Origin of the sequence: Bradyrhizobium sp. SZCCHNS3002, from assembly GCF_032377435.1 — a bacterium.
GTDB lineage: Bacteria > Pseudomonadota > Alphaproteobacteria > Rhizobiales > Xanthobacteraceae > Bradyrhizobium.
Genome location: NZ_JAUHHY010000005.1, coordinates 423,310 through 439,716, shown reverse-complemented (window position 1 = coordinate 439,716; position 16,407 = coordinate 423,310). Strand labels below are relative to the sequence as shown.

The following is a 16,407-nucleotide window of genomic DNA, read 5'->3' as shown; positions in this document are numbered from 1 at the left end:
GCCGCCGGCCGCGGTTGGTGTTGTTGAAAATCGCATGGGGTGGAAACCGGTCATCAGAAGCCCTCGCGTAGCCATCGTCCGACCTTTCCGAAGTAGCCGTCGGTTCCTGTCCCGACCTGCCGCGTATGCCGCGGTTCGACGTGTTCGAGGTGCGCGTATTGCGGATAGACCAGCAGCCCCGTCGGCACCGCGAAGGCGGCGTTCTTGGCCTCGTTGGGAAGACGGCCGAAGCCGAGCGGGCGGCCGACACGCACCGGGCGGTCGAGGATCCGGGTCGCAAGCTCGACCAGCCCCGTCAGCTGAGAGGCGCCTCCGCTGAGGACGACGCGCGCCTTGGGTTCTGCCGCAAAGGGCGAATCCTTCAGCCGGTCGCGGACCATTTCAAAAATCTCCTCTGCGCGGTGCCTGACGATGTTCGCGATGGTGGCGCGGGACACGATCTGCGGAACATCCCGCTCGTTGTCACCGGCCGTCGGAACAGACATCAACTCACGCGCGTCGGACCCGCCAGTCAGCACCGTGCCATATAACGTCTTGATTCGCTCGGCATCTGCAATGCACGCTGATAGTCCGCGCGCAAGATCCATGGTCACGTGATGCCCGCCGAGCGCAAAACCGGAGGCATGGACGAAACGGCCGCCGGAATAGATCGCGATCGTCGTGGTGCCCGCCCCCATCTCGACCACGGCGGCGCCGAGATCGGCCTCGTCGTCGGTCAGCACCGACAACCCGGCAACATACGGGCTTGCCGCCATGGCCTCGACGTTGAGGTGGCAGCGCTCGACCACTAGCATCAGGTTCTTGGCCACGGTGGCGTCGGTCGTAACGACGTTCATGTCGACGCCGAACTGCCGCGCCAGCATGCCGCGGGGATCGCGGATGCCCTTCACACCGTCGAGCGTGTAGCCGACCGGCAGGGCATGCAGCACCGCGCGCCCGTCGCCGGTGGCGTGGTGCATGCCGGTCGAGGTGACGCGACTGACATCGGCCTGGGTGACGGCGCCGCCGCGGATGTCCGAGGTGGCCTCGATCAGGTGGCCCATGACGCGGCCGCCTGCGACCGGCAGCAGCACGGATTCGACCCGCACCTTCGCCATGCGCTCGGCCAGCGCGACCGCCTGCCGCACCGCCTGCTCGCATTCGACGGGATCGACGACGGCGCCGGCCTTGACGCCGCGCGACTGGATCTGGCTGTAGCCGATCAGCTCGACGGCGTGGGTGCGGCCGCGCAGCGCGTCGCTCGGCGGCGCCGGCTTCAGCCGCGCGATCATGCAGGCGATCTTGCTGGTGCCGACGTCGAGCGAGGCCACGAGCGCGGTGCGCTTCTGGCCCATCGGGCGCGTCTTCGGAGTCTGGCGATCGAAGCCGGTCATGCGTCACCGGCCTTCTTCTTGGACTTCTTGTCCTTGAACAGCTCGTCGCGCGCCTTGCCCGCATCCTCGGAGAGCTGCACCGTCAGCCGGTCCGGCAGCCGCAGGTCGATGGCGACGATGTCGCGCGAGAACAGCTTGTCGTCCTGATCGAGCTGGGTCAGGGTCGCGAGCGCGTTGCCGACATCATGTTCGGGCAGGCGAATGTCGAGGCCGTCCTTGGTCCGCAGGTTCCAGCGCCGCTCGCCGACGAACACGGCGGCCTTGGTGACCGCGCGCACCTGCGGGTAGCGGGCGAGCAGCGCCAGGAAATCGCGCGCGCGGCTCTCGGCTCCCTTGCCGACCACGAGCGGCAGCGTCAGGAAGCGGCGCGAGACATATTGCTCGAGCACGGCGCCGTCCTCGGCGATGACCGAGAGGCGACCGTCCTGCTGCCAGAGCGCGAACGCCTTGCGCTCGACGACATCGATCTGCAGCTGGTTCGGAAAGAACTTCTGCACCGTGGCGTCGGCGATCCAGGGGTTGGCTTTGAGCCTGTCACGCACTGCGGCGGCATCCAGGAACAGCAACGAGGAGCGGCCGGTAACGCCGCCGACCGCGAGGATCTCGTCCTGGGTAAGCTGCTTCCGGCCGTTGATCGCAACAGCCGTGATGCGGAACCCGGCCGCATTGGCGAGCGCGTTGCGGGTGTCGGACAACGCCACACTGACGTCCTGCGCATGGCCGCCCTTGACGATGCCGAGCCAGACACTGCCGAACAAGAGGACCACCGTCGCCACGGTGCCGAGCCGGCGCGGCAGATAGCGCTCGACGAGTTCGACCACGCGCGGCGGCGCCTCGCGCTCGACCATCGGCGCGAGCGCGGCCTGCGCCGGCGCAAGGTCTCGTCGGATGGATCGCCTGCCTTGCTTCGTGCCTCGCGCAAAGCGGACACGCGGAAGACGGGCCGAGACATACTCGCGCAGCAGGATTGCCGCGCCAAGGGCAGCGGCTTTCAGGTCAGCTTGAGGCCTCTGCGATCGAGCGAGGCGTCCTGCACCATCCATTGCACGAGCTCATCAACTGTTGCGCCCGCAGATACTCGCGGACCCACGCCCACGGTCCCGGCCGACCGGATCCCTTCCGACCATCGCGACGCGGTTCGTCACGACGGCCCGACCTGGCAGCCGAGCACCACTGAGGCGCCAGCGTTAACCTTCGGACGTCCTGGTAAACAAAAAGTAAAATCGGTCCGAGGAGACGAATTTTTTCTCCGATTTATGAGGACCTTGCCCGGAATTCTTAAGCATTTTACGGGTTACAGGAACCACCGGGGGACGCCGGGCCGGGTTCCTCCGGTGCGCCTATCGCACGCCGGATCGGCGGCTGCGCCTCTCGGCCAGGGCGATCTGCTGATTGAGGAAATCGACAAAGGCGATGCCCTGGGCCGCCAGAGCCTTCGGGTAGAGCGAGGCGGCCGTCAGGCCCGGCAGGGTATTGGTCTCCAGATAAACCGGACCGTTGGCCGCGACGATGAAGTCGGTGCGCGAGTAGCCGCCGCAGGACAGCGCGCGATGCGCCTTGATCGCCTCAGCCTGGAGCGCCGCAGTGATCTCCGGACTGAAGCGGCCCGGACAGATTTCCTTCGTCGCCGCCGCGAGGTACTTCGCGAAATAGTTGAAGGCACCGTCGGCGGGGAGGATCTCGATCGGCGGCAGCGCGATCAGCGAGCCGTCGGCCTGCTCGAGCACGCCGCAGGTCGCCTCGGTCCCGATGACGAACGGCTCGATCAGATACTCCTCGGTCGCGGCCGCTGCCTTGACGGAGACGAGGTCCTGGCTGGCGTTGACGAAGATCAGGCCGAAGCTCGAGCCGTCCTTCACGGGCTTCGCGATCAGCCGGCCGTAGCGCGCGAGCGCGGCCTCGGCATCATCCAGCGCGACACCCTCGGCCGCCGTGACACCGCCGAGCACGGCGAAGCGTTTGGCGGCAACCTTGTCGAAGGCGAGGTGCGAGGCCGCCGAGCTCGAGCCAGTGAACGGCACGCCACGAAGCTCGCACATCAGTTGAAGCTCGCCATTCTCCGCCCGGCCGCCATGCAGGCCGAGCACCAGGACCCGATCTTCGGCCCCGGCGCGATCGAGCGCCTCGCCGAGCGCGCCGATCCTGGCGCCATCGGCGGTGAACGGCTCCTCGAACGGCTTGGCATGCGCGGCCAGCGCTTGGCCGCTGGCCTGATGCACGCTGTCATCGGCGTCCCAGAACCACAGGTCCGCCTCGGGCAATGCCGCGTGCAGGGCTTTCGCGCTCGCGACCGAGACGAGACGCTCCTTGTTGGAGCCGCCGAACAAAATCGTGGTGCGCATCAATGTCTTCTCGATTGATCTCACAATTGCGGTCGCGATTGCGCTGACGTCACGTGAGCCTGCGGCTCGATCAGCTCGCCTTGATTCCGATCCGCTTGATCTCCCACTGCAGCTCGATGCCCGAGCTCGCCTTGACCCGCTCACGCACGGTCTCGCCGAGCGTCTCGATGTCGTCGGCGCTAGCGCTGCCGGTGTTGATCAGGAAGTTGCAGTGCATTTCCGAGACCTGGGCGCCGCCGACCCTGAGTCCACGACAGCCGGCGGCATCGACCAGCTTCCAGGCGGAATGTCCCGGCGGATTCTTGAAGGTCGAGCCGCCCGTCTTCTCGCGGATCGGCTGCGCCGTCTCGCGATGCGCCTGCACCTCCGCCATGCGCGCCCGGATCGCCTCCGGCGCCGAGGGCGTGCCGCGGAAGCGCGCGGCCGTGAAGATCAGCGCCGGATCGACGCCGCTCGCGCGATAGGTGAACTTCATCTCGGCATTGTTGAAGCGGTGCGTCTCGCCGTTTCGGTCGACAGCGATCGCTTCAATGAGAATGTCTTTGGTCTCGCCGCCATTGGCGCCGGCATTCATCCGCAGCGCCCCGCCGATGGTGCCGGGAATGCCGAACAGGAATTCCAGGCCCGCGAGGTTGGCCGACGCGGCGACCTCCGCGACGCGCTTGTCGAGCGCGGCGGTGCCGGCCGTGACGATGTCGCCTTCCGCCTTGACCTCGCCGAACGCGCGCGGCGCCAGCCGGATCACGACACCGGGGACGCCACCATCACGCACGATCAGGTTGGAGCCGACGCCAATGACATAGAGCGGGATATCCGTTGGGAGGTGCTTCAGGAAATAGGCGAGGTCGTCGGCATCCGCCGGCGTGAACAGCACCTGCGCCGGTCCGCCGACACGAAACCAGGTCAGCGGCGCGAGACTCTCATTGGCGAGCAGCCGCCCACGCAGCTCCGGCATGGCCGTTTTGAGATCGGGGGTGATGTCGGGAAAGGTCATGCGGCGGCCTGCCTCGTTTGGGCCGACGTCGTTGCGACGTAGCACGCTCCGTTCCCTCCCCCCTTGTGGGGGAGGGCTAGGGAGGGGGGGACCACGCACTCCGGAGTCTGCGGCTCACCCCCCTCCCTGCCCCTCCCCCACAAGGGGGGAGGGAACGGAGAGGCTACGTCGAGTGGCCTGACTTTCTCGGTGAACCGCTGGTTCAACACCGCCCTCACCCCAGTGCCTTCAACTCGCCGGGCAGCGCGTAGGCCCATTGCGTGATGTTGCCGGCGCCGAGGCACACGACGAGGTCACCGGGCTTGGCGAGGTCCTTGACGATACGAGCGAGATCGGCGGCCTTCGGCAGCGGCACCACGTCGCGATGGCCGTGGGCGCGCAGGCCCAGAACGAAGTGGTCGCGATCGATGCCCTCGATCGGCGCCTCGCCGGCCGGATAGACGTCGGCCACGACGACCGCATCGGCGTCGTTGAAGCAGGTGCAGAACTCTTCGAACAGCGATTGCAGCCGGGTGTAGCGATGCGGCTGCACCACGGCGACGACCTTGCCGTTGGTGGATTCGCGCGCCGCCTTCAGCACGGCGGCGATCTCGACGGGGTGATGCCCGTAGTCGTCGATCACGGTGACGCCGTTCCACTCGCCGGTGCGGGTGAAGCGGCGCTTGACGCCGCCGAAGCCGGCAATCGCCTTGCGGATGGCCTCGTCGGACAGGCCGAGCTCGCGCGCGACCGCAATGGCCGCCGTTGCGTTCGAGGCATTGTGCCGGCCTGGCATCGGCAGCGCGATGTCGGCAATCTCGTGCGTCTCACCGCTCTTGCGGTCGCGGAACACGACCTTGAACGACGAGCCGCCGCCCATCGGCGCGAGGTCGACGAGCCGGACATCGGCCTGCGGGTTCACGCCATAGGTGATGATGCGGCGGTCCTCGATCTTGCCGACCAGCGCCTGCACCACCGGATGATCGATGCACATCACCGCGAAGCCGTAGAACGGCACGTTCTCGACGAAGGCGCGGAACGCGTCCTGCACGGCCTCGAAGGTCTTGAAATGATCGAGATGCTCGGGATCGACATTGGTGACGATGGCGACATCCGCCGGCAGCTTCAGGAAGGTGCCGTCGCTCTCGTCGGCCTCGACCACCATCCATTCGCCGGCGCCGAGCCGCGCATTGGTGCCGTAGGCATTGATGATGCCGCCATTGATGACGGTCGGATCGAGGCCGCCGGCATCGAGCAGCGCCGCGACCATCGATGTCGTCGTGGTCTTGCCATGGGTGCCGGCGATCGCGACGCAGCTCTTCAGCCGCATCAGCTCGGCCAGCATCTCGGCACGCCGCACGACCGGGATGCGCTGGGCGCGCGCGGCCATCAGCTCCGGATTGTCGCGCTTGATCGCGGTCGAGACCACCACGACGTCGGCGCCCGCGACATTCTCGGCCTTGTGCCCGACGCTGACGGTGATGCCCTTCTCGCGCAGCCGCGCGACATTGGCGTTGTCGGAGGCGTCGGAGCCCTGCACCGTGTAGCCGAGATTGCACAGCACCTCGGCGATGCCGCTCATGCCGATGCCGCCGATCCCGACGAAGTGGATGGGTCCGATCTCGCGCGGCAGTCTCATGGGGCGTCTCGTCTCAAGGGTTCCGGGCGTCCCCACCGGAGGGAGCGGCCGCGAATCATCAGCCCTTCTTGCAAGACATGGCCGACCTGGACAAGTCCGCCCGGGCAGTAAGAAGTGCCAAATTCGCAGGCGTTCGCCCGGTTTTAGCCGATTTTGGCAGCCCGGCCGGCGGCGATCGGCCAGGAGTTCCCGCTCGATCCCTCCCTTCACGAATTATTAAGCGCGATCACATGCCGCCCCCTCCCAACGGGATACCTGCAATTTTTGCGCGCTCACTGCGTCAGTTCGCGTGGCATGAGTAGCCGTGCGGCCGGCGTGCCGGGCACGCATATTTCAATCTTTGATGGAGAACCCTCGCCGATGTGCTCGCTGTGTGAAACGCACCCTCCCGTATTGTCCCGCCGCCGGCTGCTCGGCGGCGGCGCAGTGCTGGCTGCCGCGGCGGTCGGCGCACTTCCGGCGTTTGCCAAGGAAGCCAAGCAGGCGAACGACAGCGCAATGCCGCCCAACGCCATCTCTCCGGATGACGCGATGAAACGCATCGTCGATGGCAATGCGCGCTACGTCGCCGGCAATCTCGACAACAAGGATTTTTCGGCCGGCCGGGCGGCGCGCGCCGCGGCCCAATACCCGATCGCCGCGATCGTGAGCTGCGCAGATTCCCGGGTCGCGCCCGAGCTGGTGTTCGATCAGGCGCCCGGTGAGCTGTTCGTGGTCCGCGTCGCCGGCAATTTCGTCAATGACGACGGCCTCGCCAGCCTCGAATACGGCGTCAAGTTCCTCGGCACGCCTCTCGTGCTGGTGCTCGGTCACAGCGGCTGCGGCGCCATCGATGCGACGATCAAGGTGCTCAAGGACGGCACCAAACTGCCAGGCCACCTGCCCGCATTGATCAATGCGCTCAAACCCGGCGTCGAGGCAGCGATCGCGAAGAAGCCGCAGGATCTGCTGGCCGAAGCCACCGCGGAGAACGTCCGCAACAATGTCCGGCGCCTCTCGACTGCCAAGCCGATCGTCGGCCGCATGGTCGCCGAGGGCAAGGTGAAGATCGTGGGCGGCATCTATGACATCGGCACCGGCCGGGTCACGATGATCTGACGCCCTCAAGCCGGCCGCAGCACGCGATCCGCACGTGCGGCTGCGGCCGCGAGCCAGCACACCTGGTGGCAGAACCAAGCTTCCACGGAAGCCACGAAACCCGGCGTCAGCGTCAGATGCCGGCGCCCGTCGCCGAAGCGCAGCAGACCACGGCCCTTCATGGTCGCCAGCAGATTGCGGATATGGGAGCGCGAGACGCCGAGCGAGGTCGCAAGCTCCGCCGTCGAAATCGCGATGGCCTCGCGCCCGACCGCGGACCGGGCGACGAGCGTCAGGGCCAGATGGATGCCGCTGTCGTGCTCGTCGGTCCAGGCGAGATCGGGAAAGCCCGTCAGCGGCCGGTTGTCGCGGCAGAGCCAGCCCGCACATTGCCGGATCGTCTCCGCAAATAACGCGGCGTCGTCCTGCAGACGAAGGCTCAGTCCATCGGACTGCGTCAACCGCGCGTGGCAATCCAGGTGCATGGCAAGCCAGCCTCGCAGTCCCTCGAGGATGACGGGGCCAGGCACCAGATAGCGGATACGAGCGTCCTCGGGATCTCGCTCGACGGTCACCAGCGACAGACCGCGCAACACCGCGACGAACGCCGCCGTCTGCCGCGGACCCGGCAGCCGCATCTGCAGACGCGTCAGTGTCGGTCGCTCGACCGGCTTGCGCGCCGACATATGCATCATCACGATATGCGCAGCGATTTCCGTCGGAGCGCGCTGACCGAACAGCTTGATCATCAGGCGCTGGCCGCGCAGCGGCGCAATCAGCCGGTCGCAGAATTCCACGAGCACAGGCACGAAGGACGGATGCCGCCGCAAGCGCATCGGATGATCGTCGGGCAGGATGCCGCCATCGTCGGAGCTCCGGTTCATCTTGGGATCACCGTGCGCTCGCGCGACTAGAGCGCCGCCGTCCTGATCACGAGATCGGCCAGACGTTCCGCGGCATCGAGCCGGCCGGCCGCGCGCGCGGCCTGCGCCATGGCGGCGAGGCGCGCGGGCTCGGCGGCGAGCGCCGAGATCTCGGAGGCCAGCCTGTCGGAGGTGAATTCGGTCTGCACGATCCGGATCGCGGCGCTAGCATCCGACAGCACGCCGGCATTGGCGAACTGGTCCTGGTCGATGGCGCCGGGCAGCGGCACCAGGATCGAGGGCCGGCCGATCGCGGCGAGCTCGGCCACGGTACCGGCGCCTGAGCGCGAGATCACGAGATGATTGGCGGCGAGCCGCGCCGGCAGGTCGGTGAAGAACGGCTGCAGCTCGGCGTTGATCTTCAGCCGGTCGTAGACCGCGCGCACCCGCGCCATGTCCTCCTGGCGCACCTGCTGGGTCAGCATCAGCCGGCCCCAGAGCGCCGGCTCCAGCCGCTCGATCGCGCCGGGCACGATGTCGCTCATGATGCGCGCGCCCTGGCTGCCGCCGACCACGAGCAGCCGCAGCGGCCCGGCGGTCTCGGGCGGAACATAGGGCACGGCCGCGGCTTCCAGGATCGCGGGGCGCATCGGGGTGCCGACCGTGGTCGTCTTGGCCGACAGCGCCGGATCGCGGTCGAGCACGCCCGGCAACGAGGTCGCGATCGCCTTCACATGCGCGGACAGGAAGCGGTTGGCGCGGCCGAGCACGGCATTGGCGTCGTGGATCAGGCTGGGCACGCCGGCGAGGCGTGCCGCCAGCAGCGGCGGCACGGTCGGATAGCCGCCGAAGCCGATCACGGCCGCGGGCTTGAGCCGCCGCATCAGGTTGAAGGCCGCGATCGTGCCGGTGCCGAGCAGCAGCGCGGTCCGCGCGAGTGCGACCGGCGAGCGGCTGCGCACCGTCTCGCTCGGCACCACGTCGATCATGTCCTTGGTGAACAGGCCACTGTAGCGCAGCGCGCGCGCATCGGTGACGAGACGGACGCGATAGCCGCGCCTGATCAGCTCGACGCCGAGCGCTTCAGCAGGAAACAGATGGCCGCCGGTGCCGCCGGCCGCGAGCAGAATGAGAGGCGCGGTTGAGGTCATGCGGGCTTGTTTACAGGCAATGTGTCGTCATTGCGAGCAAGGCGACCTCAAGCGTAATTGCGCACCGCGCCGGCTGCGTCGCCTGCCTCGACCTCCATCCGCGGCCGCTGCCGGGTCAGCGCCAGCATCATGCCGACGCCATAGGCGAGCGACACGATCGAGGAACCGCCGTAGGAGATGAAGGGCAAGGTCATGCCCTTGGCCGGGATCAGCTGCAGGTTGACGGAGATGTTGATGGCCGCCTGGATGCCGAACAGGATCGCGAGGCCCGACGCTGCGAAACGCGCGAAGCTGTCCTCGGTCGCATAGGCGCGCGACAGCGTGCGGATCACGATGAACGCAAACAGCGCGACCAGCGCCAGGCACAGGATGATGCCGAACTCCTCGGCGGCGACCGCGAACACGAAATCGGTGTGACTGTCCGGCAGGCTGCGCTTGGCGATGCCCTCGCCCGGCCCAAGGCCGAACCAGCCGCCATTCGAGAACGCCTCCATCGCGGTGTCGACCTGGAAGGTGTCGCCCGAGGCCGGGTTCATGAAGCGCTTGATGCGGCCGGCGACGTGCGGGACCAGGAGATAGGCGCCGAACAGGCCGGCGGCGGCGGCGCCCGCGAGACCCGCGACCCAGATCATGCGCATGCCGGCGATGAAGAACAGCGAGCCCCAGACCATCAGGATCAGCATGGTCTGGCCGAAATCCGGCTCCATCACCAACAGCGACACCAGCATCAGCAGCAGCACCAGCGCCATGGTGGTCGCCGGCATGTCGGGCCGCCGCGCGGATTCCGAGAACAACCAGGCGGAAACGACGACGAAGGCCGGCTTCGCCGCCTCGGACGCCTGGATGTTGACGCCGATCAGCGTGATCCAGCGCCGCGAGCCCTTCACCTCCGGGCCGATCGCGAGCGTCAGCACGATCAGCACGATGGCGATCGTGAACACCACCAGCGCGCTGCGCCGGATCTGGCGCGGCGACAGGAAGGACACGCCGATCAGCACGATGAACGACGGCAACAGGAACAGGACGTGTCGGTTGAAGAAGTGGAACGGATCGAGCCCGATCCGGGTCGCCACCGGCGGGCTGGCCGCGAGCGACAGGATCACCCCGCACAGCATCAGCGCGAGGATGGAGCCGAGCAGCGGCTTGTCGACCGTCCACCACCAGTCGGACAGCGGATTGCGTTCTTCACGGGAGAGCATCGGGCGTCCACCTGAGCCGAGACATCGGCCCATTGGCGCCCAGGATGGTTATCGAAGGGTTAAGGGCCTCTCAACTGTCGTCCCGGACAAGCCGTGGCGCGCGCCAGCGCGTCGCGGCGCCGATCCGGGACCCATACGCCGTAGCCGTCGTGATGGGCAAAGAGCCAATGGCCGGCGTGCCTCAAGCTGCTCCCTGCGGGTATGGGTCCCGGCGTTCGCCGGGACGACAGCGGTGTTTGCGGCCTAGACAACCCGCTCCACACCCGGCAGCGCCTGCACCAGGTCGCGGAAATGCGTGCCGCGGATTTCGAAGTTGCGGAACTGATCGAAGGAAGCGCAGGCCGGCGACAGCAGCACGACGGCATCCTTTAATCCCGAGGCCTCCGCATCGGCGGCAGCCTGCGCGACCGCGACCTCCAGCGTGCCGGACATCTCGTGCGGCACCTTGTCGCCAAGCGTTCCGGCGAACTCGGAAGCCGCCTCGCCGATCAGATAGGCCTTGCGAATGCGCGGGAAGAAGCCGGCGAGGCTGGTGATGCCGCCCGCCTTGGGCTTGCCCCCGGCGATCCAGAAGATGTCGGCAAAGGACGACAGCGCATGCGCGGTCGCATCTGCGTTGGTGCCCTTGGAGTCGTTCACGAACAGCACGTTGCCGCGGCGGCCGACCTGCTCCATGCGGTGCGCCAGACCTGGGAAGCTGCGCAGCCCCTGCTGCAGCACATCCTCCCTGACCCCGATCGCGAGCGCGGCAGCGGCGGCGCAGGCGGCGTTCTGGGCGTTGTGTTGACCGCGCAGCGAGCCGATGCCACCGAGACGTGCGACCTCGCTGCGCGCGCCCCCCGCGCTGCGCACGATCGTCTCGTGCTCGACGTACAGCCCATCCGCCAGCGGGTTCTTCACCGAGATGCGCACGACGCGCTTGCCGCCCCGGTCGAGCCGATCGGCGATCGCCCGCGAAAAACCGTCGTCGACACCGACGATCGCGGTGCCTTTGGACTGGACACCCGCCACCAGCCGCTCCTTCACCGCCGCATAGTTCTCGATCGTGCCGTGGCGGTCGATATGGTCCTCGCTGACATTGAGCAGGATGCCGACGCCCGGATCGAGCGACGGCGTCAGGTCGATCTGGTAGGACGACATCTCGATCACGTGGACGCGGCCCATGCGCGGCGGCTCCAGCGACAGGATCGCGGTGCCGATATTGCCGCCCATCTGGGTATCGTAGCCGGCGACGCGCATCAGATGCGCGATCAGCGCCGTCGTGGTCGACTTGCCATTGGTACCGGTGATCGCGACGAATGGCGCATCCGGCGCGTGCCGCCTGCGCTCGCGGCAGAACAGCTCGATGTCGCCGATCACCTCGACCCCGGCCTCGCGCGCCTTCAACACGCTCCAATGCGGGACCGGATGGGTCAGCGGCACGCCGGGCGCCAGCACCAGCGCGGCGAAGTTCGCCCAGGAGACGGTGCGCAGATCGGCGGTGATGAAGCCTGCCTTCGCCGCTTCCGTCATCCGATCGGCGCCGTCGTCGGCCGCGATCACTTCGGCCCCGCCGGCCCGCAGAGCATGACAGGAGGCCAGCCCCGAGCCGCCGAGCCCGAAGACGGCGACGGTCTTGCCGGCAAATGAGGTAACGGGGATCATGTCAGCGCAGCTTCAAGGTCGAGAGACCGACCAGGGCCAGCATCACCGAGATGATCCAGAACCGGATCACGATCTGCGGCTCGGTCCAGCCGAGCTGCTCGAAATGATGGTGGATCGGCGCCATCTTGAAGATGCGCTTGCCGGTCAGCTTGAACGAGGCCACCTGCACGATCACCGACACGGCCTCCAGCACGAACAGGCCGCCGATGACCGCCAGCACGATCTCGTGCTTCACCGCGACCGCGATCGATCCGAGCATGCCGCCGAGGGCCAGCGAGCCGGTGTCACCCATGAAGATCGACGCCGGCGGGGCGTTGAACCAGAGGAAGCCGAGGCCCGCGCCGAGCACCGCGCCGCACAGCACGGCAAGCTCGCCAGTGCCCGCGACATAATGGATCTGCAGGTAATCGGAAAACACCGCGTTGCCGGCGAGATAGGCGATCAGACCGAAGCTGGCGGAGGCGATCATCACCGGGACGATGGCCAGGCCGTCGAGTCCATCGGTCAGGTTGACGGCATTGCCGGCGCCGACGATGACGAACGCGCCGAAGATGACGTAGAGCCAGCCGAACTTGATGACGAGTTCCTTGAAGAACGGAATGGCAAGCCCGGTCGCGGACGGATCGCGCCCGAGCCGCACCAGCGCATAACAGGCGACCAGCGCGATCGCAGCCTCGATCAGCAAACGCAGTCTGCCGGCAAAGCCGGAATGCGACTGTTTGGTCACCTTCAGATAGTCGTCATAGAAGCCGACGAAGCCGAAGCCGAGCGTCACCGCGAGCACGATCCAGACGTAGGGGTTGAGCGGATTGGCCCACAGCACGGTGGAGACGACGAGGCCCGACAGGATCATCAGGCCGCCCATCGTGGGCGTGCCCTTCTTGCTGATGATGTGCGATTGCGGGCCGTCGGTGCGGATCGGCTGGCCCTTGCCCTGGCGCAGGCGCAGATGATCGATGATCCACGGCCCGAACAGGAACACGAACAGCGCCCCGGTGACGACCGCGCCGCCCGTACGGAACGTGATGTAGCGGAACACGTTCAGCAATCCGCGAAACACGGACAGGCTCGGAAACGTATTCGTCAGCTCGATCAACCAGTAGAACATCCAACCCGCCTATGCCGCCTCACCGAGACCGCGAACACGGATTCGCTCGCGAATCCGGTCCAGCCTCTTTTAACCATGATCGGGGCCGTGTGCGAATCATAGGCCGGCGGAAAGACCCGTCCGGCACGATCGCTTCGACCGCCAGTGGAAAATATCGTTCTGCCGCGCCGCGATATCGCCCGATTTTCAAGCGGGCCGCTGCAGCGCCGCGGCGAGCTTCGACACGAACTTGTTGACCCAGAAGATCTTCTTGCTGCCCTTGATGACGACGACGTCGCCCGGCGCCAGCAGCGCCGCGACCCGGCCGGGATCCAGCGTCACCGGATCCTCATGCCAGCCGAGCCGCTTTGCGTGCGGCAGGCTGTCGAACAGGTGACGCATCAGCGGACCGACGCAATAGACGCCATCGACCCCGGCGAGATGAGCCACCATCCCCTGATGATAGGCCGGCGCCTCGGCGCCGAGCTCGAGCATGTCGCCAATCACGGCGATGCGCCGCCCCCGCACCGGTCGCGCCTGCAGACTGTCGAGCGCTGCCGCCATGCTGGCCGGATTGCCGTTGAAGCTGTCGTCGATGAGAACGATGTCGCCGACGGTCTGCTCGACGCCACGGCCCGTCATGATGCCGACATGGCCGAGCGTCGGCGCGAGCAGCGCCGGATCGAGCCCGGCCGCTGCGATCGAGGCCAGCGCCGCCAGCGCATTGTGCAGGCGATGCGGCGCACCGGGCGTCAGCGCGAATGCGACGCGACGACCGGCGACATCGGCGATCACATCCCAGGCTTCGCCGCGCGAGTTGTGCGAGAGCTCGCGCACCTCCGCATCGCCGCCGAAGCAGATCACCTTGCCCGTCCATTCCGGCGCCGCGAGATCTGAGGGAAGCACGAGGACGCCATCGGCTGGCAGACCGCGCGCGATCGAGACCTTCTCTTTCCTGATCGCTTCCAGGCTGCCGAGCTTCTCCAGATGCACCGGCTGGACGTTGACGACCAGCGCCACCGTCGGCTGCGACAGCTCCGTCAACCGCGCGATCTCGCCTGTCTGGTTCATGCCCATCTCGACGACCCAGACCGAAGCGGAGGGATCGGCGTTGCACAGCGTCAGCGGCACGCCCCAGAAATTGTTGAAGCTGGACGGACTCGCGGACGCGCCGGGATAGGCGGCGATGAACTCCTTGGTCGAGGTCTTGCCGGCGCTGCCGGTCAACCCGATCACCGGGCCGTGGAAGCGCGCCCGCGCGGCGCGCGCCAGCGCCCACAGCCCATCGATCAGCGTGTCCGGCACCACGAGCTGCGGCACGGTGACGCCATCGATCCTGTGCGGCACGATCATCGCCACCGCGCCAGCCGCTTCGGCGTTCGCCGCAAACTCCCAGCCATCGCGGCTGGAGGCAAAGCTCGACACGAAGCCGCCACTCGGCGTGCCGCTCAGCGCCACGAACAGGCTGCCGGGCTTCACCGCGCGGCTGTCCTGCGTGACGAAGTCGATTCGAGTCTCCGGATAGTCGCCGGTGAGGCCGAGCGCGCGCGCCGCCTCTGCCACGGTCCACAGCGCCTTCGTCATGATGTCCTCGATGCCAACGCGTCCGCGACCGCTTCATGATCGCTGAAATGCAGAATATTGCTGCCGATGATCTGTCCGGTCTCATGGCCCTTGCCGGCGATCACGAGCGCATCGCCGAGCTGCAGCTCGCCGATGGCGACCCGGATCGCCTCCGCCCGGTCGCCGATCTCGCGCGCCCCGGGTACGGCCGCCAGGATCGCGGCGCGGATCGCAGCCGGATCCTCGCTGCGCGGATTGTCATCGGTGATGATGACGCTGTCGGCCTCTTCGGCGGCGATCGCGCCCATCAAGGGACGCTTGCCGGTGTCACGGTCGCCGCCGGCGCCGAACACGACGACGAGTTTTCGGGCGGCATAGGGCCGCAGTGCATGCAGCGCCTTGGCGAGCGCGTCCGGCTTGTGCGCGTAGTCGATGAAGATGGGCGCACCATTGTGCTCGCCGACCAGCTCAAGCCGGCCCTTGGCGCCCTCGAGCTGCTCGAGCGCTTCGAACACGGCCTGCGGATCGCTGCCGGTGCCGATCGCAAGGCCCGCTGCGACCAGCGCATTCTCGATCTGAAACGCGCCGACCAGCGGCAGCCGGACCGCATGCATGCGGCCGCAATGCTGGATCTGGAGCTGCTGCGCAAAGCCGTCGATTGCAGCGGCCACGAGACGGATGCCCTCGCCCGCGCCATCGCCATGGGTCCCCACCGTCATCAGGCGAAGACCGCGCGTCTGCGCCGCAGCGATGACCTCCGGCGAGCACTCATGATCGGCCGAGATCACCGCAGGCCCGCCCGGCGGAACGAGATCGCGGAACAGCCTGAGCTTGGCGTTGAGGTAGTGCGTGATATCCGGATGATAGTCCATGTGGTCGCGCGACAGGTTCGTGAACCCGCCGGCCGAGACCCTGACACCGTCGAGCCTGAACTGATCGAGCCCGTGCGACGAGGCCTCGAACGCCAGATGGGTGACGCCGTCCTGCGTGATCTCGTCGATCTGCCGATGCAGCGCGATCGGATCGGGCGTCGTCAGCGAGCCGTAGACGGTGCGCTTGTCCGACACCAGCCCGACGGTCCCGATGCTGGCCGAGCTGTGGCCGAGCTTCTGCCAGATCTGCCGCGTGAAGGCGGCGACCGACGTCTTGCCGCTGGTGCCGGTGACGGCGGCAATCGTTGCCGGCTGGCGCGGATAGAACCGCGACGCAGCCAGCGCGAGCGCCCGCCGCGGGTTCGGCAGCGCGATGAATGGAACGGCCAGCTCTGTTCCAGGACCCGCCCCACCGGCTACGGCAACCGCGCCGGCCGCGATCGCCGCCGCGATGAAGCGGGAACCATCGGTCTTGGTGCCGGAGAGTGCAAAAAACAGGTCGCCGGGCCGCACGGCGCGGCTGTCGACGGCGAGGCCGGATATCTCGACTGCGGCGATGGGAGCGTCGAGCGTCGCCTGATCGCCCAGGAGGTCGTGAAGTTTCATCCTGGTTCCGTGCCAGTC

General features: G+C 67.5%; 13 protein-coding genes. 1 reads left to right on the top strand and 12 read right to left on the bottom strand.

Annotation, left to right across the window (positions count from 1 at the left end; all coding sequences use genetic code 11):
* Positions 1-53 precede the first annotated feature (53 nt).
* The 5 genes from ftsA to murC all read right to left on the bottom strand — a co-directional run bounded on the left by ftsA (position 54) and on the right by murC (position 6,327).
* On the bottom strand, positions 54-1,373 hold the full coding sequence (gene ftsA / locus QW845_RS13850; protein ID WP_008964399.1) for a cell division protein FtsA: 1,320 nt from the start codon (positions 1,371-1,373) through the stop codon (positions 54-56).
* Positions 1,370-2,416: a cell division protein FtsQ/DivIB gene (locus QW845_RS13845; protein ID WP_315802121.1), complete on the bottom strand. Its 1,047-nt coding sequence runs from the start codon at positions 2,414-2,416 to the stop codon at positions 1,370-1,372. Before QW845_RS13845 ends, ftsA begins: the two co-directional genes overlap by 4 nt.
* 297 nt (positions 2,417-2,713) lie before the next feature.
* Positions 2,714-3,715 carry a D-alanine--D-alanine ligase gene (locus tag QW845_RS13840; RefSeq protein ID WP_315802120.1) on the bottom strand — a complete coding sequence of 334 codons (1,002 nt, stop codon included), beginning with the start codon at positions 3,713-3,715 and terminating at the stop codon, positions 2,714-2,716.
* A 70-nt stretch (positions 3,716-3,785) separates the two neighbouring features.
* Positions 3,786-4,709, bottom strand: a complete 924-nt coding sequence (murB, locus tag QW845_RS13835) for a UDP-N-acetylmuramate dehydrogenase (protein WP_315802119.1) — start codon at positions 4,707-4,709, stop codon at positions 3,786-3,788.
* Positions 4,710-4,923: 214 nt separating this feature from the next.
* Complete coding sequence (murC, locus tag QW845_RS13830) at positions 4,924-6,327, bottom strand: UDP-N-acetylmuramate--L-alanine ligase (protein WP_315802118.1); 1,404 nt, start codon at positions 6,325-6,327, stop codon at positions 4,924-4,926.
* A 360-nt stretch (positions 6,328-6,687) separates the two neighbouring features.
* On the opposite strand from murC, the gene QW845_RS13825 reads away from it, so the two are divergent.
* Positions 6,688-7,425: a carbonic anhydrase gene (locus tag QW845_RS13825; protein ID WP_315802175.1), complete on the top strand. Its 738-nt coding sequence runs from the start codon at positions 6,688-6,690 to the stop codon at positions 7,423-7,425.
* Positions 7,426-7,430: 5 nt separating this feature from the next.
* On the opposite strand, the gene QW845_RS13820 is transcribed toward QW845_RS13825, so the two are convergent.
* The 7 genes from QW845_RS13820 to QW845_RS13790 all read right to left on the bottom strand — a co-directional run bounded on the left by QW845_RS13820 (position 7,431) and on the right by QW845_RS13790 (position 16,389).
* Positions 7,431-8,288 carry a hypothetical protein gene (locus QW845_RS13820; RefSeq protein ID WP_315802117.1) on the bottom strand — a complete coding sequence of 286 codons (858 nt, stop codon included), beginning with the start codon at positions 8,286-8,288 and terminating at the stop codon, positions 7,431-7,433.
* A 26-nt stretch (positions 8,289-8,314) separates the two neighbouring features.
* Positions 8,315-9,418, bottom strand: coding sequence for an undecaprenyldiphospho-muramoylpentapeptide beta-N-acetylglucosaminyltransferase (gene murG, locus QW845_RS13815; RefSeq protein WP_315802116.1), 1,104 nt, complete (start codon positions 9,416-9,418; stop codon positions 8,315-8,317).
* 47 nt (positions 9,419-9,465) lie between these two features.
* A complete protein-coding gene (gene ftsW, locus QW845_RS13810; protein ID WP_315802115.1) occupies positions 9,466-10,617 on the bottom strand; it encodes a putative lipid II flippase FtsW in 1,152 nt (383 codons plus the stop codon).
* Positions 10,618-10,860: 243 nt separating this feature from the next.
* Positions 10,861-12,261: a UDP-N-acetylmuramoyl-L-alanine--D-glutamate ligase gene (gene murD, locus QW845_RS13805; RefSeq protein ID WP_315802114.1), complete on the bottom strand. Its 1,401-nt coding sequence runs from the start codon at positions 12,259-12,261 to the stop codon at positions 10,861-10,863.
* Between the two features lies 1 nt (position 12,262).
* Entirely contained in the window at positions 12,263-13,369 is a 1,107-nt protein-coding gene (mraY, locus tag QW845_RS13800) for a phospho-N-acetylmuramoyl-pentapeptide-transferase (RefSeq protein ID WP_315802113.1), read from the bottom strand.
* A 186-nt stretch (positions 13,370-13,555) separates the two neighbouring features.
* Entirely contained in the window at positions 13,556-14,932 is a 1,377-nt protein-coding gene (murF, locus tag QW845_RS13795; protein WP_315802112.1) for a UDP-N-acetylmuramoyl-tripeptide--D-alanyl-D-alanine ligase, read from the bottom strand.
* Positions 14,929-16,389, bottom strand: a complete 1,461-nt coding sequence (locus QW845_RS13790) for a UDP-N-acetylmuramoyl-L-alanyl-D-glutamate--2,6-diaminopimelate ligase (protein WP_315802111.1) — start codon at positions 16,387-16,389, stop codon at positions 14,929-14,931. Before QW845_RS13790 ends, murF begins: the two co-directional genes overlap by 4 nt.
* Positions 16,390-16,407: the final 18 nt, after the last annotated feature.

Coding starts and splice junctions, on each gene's coding strand:
- mraY (WP_315802113.1), bottom strand. CDS start 13,369: ATGTTCTACTGGTTGATCGAGCTGACGAATACGTTTCCGAGCCTGTCC.
- murD (WP_315802114.1), bottom strand. CDS start 12,261: ATGATCCCCGTTACCTCATTTGCCGGCAAGACCGTCGCCGTCTTCGGG.
- QW845_RS13845 (WP_315802121.1), bottom strand. CDS start 2,416: ATGGATGGTGCAGGACGCCTCGCTCGATCGCAGAGGCCTCAAGCTGAC.
- murG (WP_315802116.1), bottom strand. CDS start 9,418: ATGACCTCAACCGCGCCTCTCATTCTGCTCGCGGCCGGCGGCACCGGC.
- QW845_RS13790 (WP_315802111.1), bottom strand. CDS start 16,389: ATGAAACTTCACGACCTCCTGGGCGATCAGGCGACGCTCGACGCTCCC.
- murF (WP_315802112.1), bottom strand. CDS start 14,932: ATGACGAAGGCGCTGTGGACCGTGGCAGAGGCGGCGCGCGCGCTCGGC.
- QW845_RS13840 (WP_315802120.1), bottom strand. CDS start 3,715: ATGCGCACCACGATTTTGTTCGGCGGCTCCAACAAGGAGCGTCTCGTC.
- ftsA (WP_008964399.1), bottom strand. CDS start 1,373: ATGACCGGCTTCGATCGCCAGACTCCGAAGACGCGCCCGATGGGCCAG.
- QW845_RS13825 (WP_315802175.1), top strand. CDS start 6,688: ATGTGCTCGCTGTGTGAAACGCACCCTCCCGTATTGTCCCGCCGCCGG.
- murC (WP_315802118.1), bottom strand. CDS start 6,327: ATGAGACTGCCGCGCGAGATCGGACCCATCCACTTCGTCGGGATCGGC.
- ftsW (WP_315802115.1), bottom strand. CDS start 10,617: ATGCTCTCCCGTGAAGAACGCAATCCGCTGTCCGACTGGTGGTGGACG.
- QW845_RS13820 (WP_315802117.1), bottom strand. CDS start 8,288: ATGAACCGGAGCTCCGACGATGGCGGCATCCTGCCCGACGATCATCCG.
- murB (WP_315802119.1), bottom strand. CDS start 4,709: ATGACCTTTCCCGACATCACCCCCGATCTCAAAACGGCCATGCCGGAG.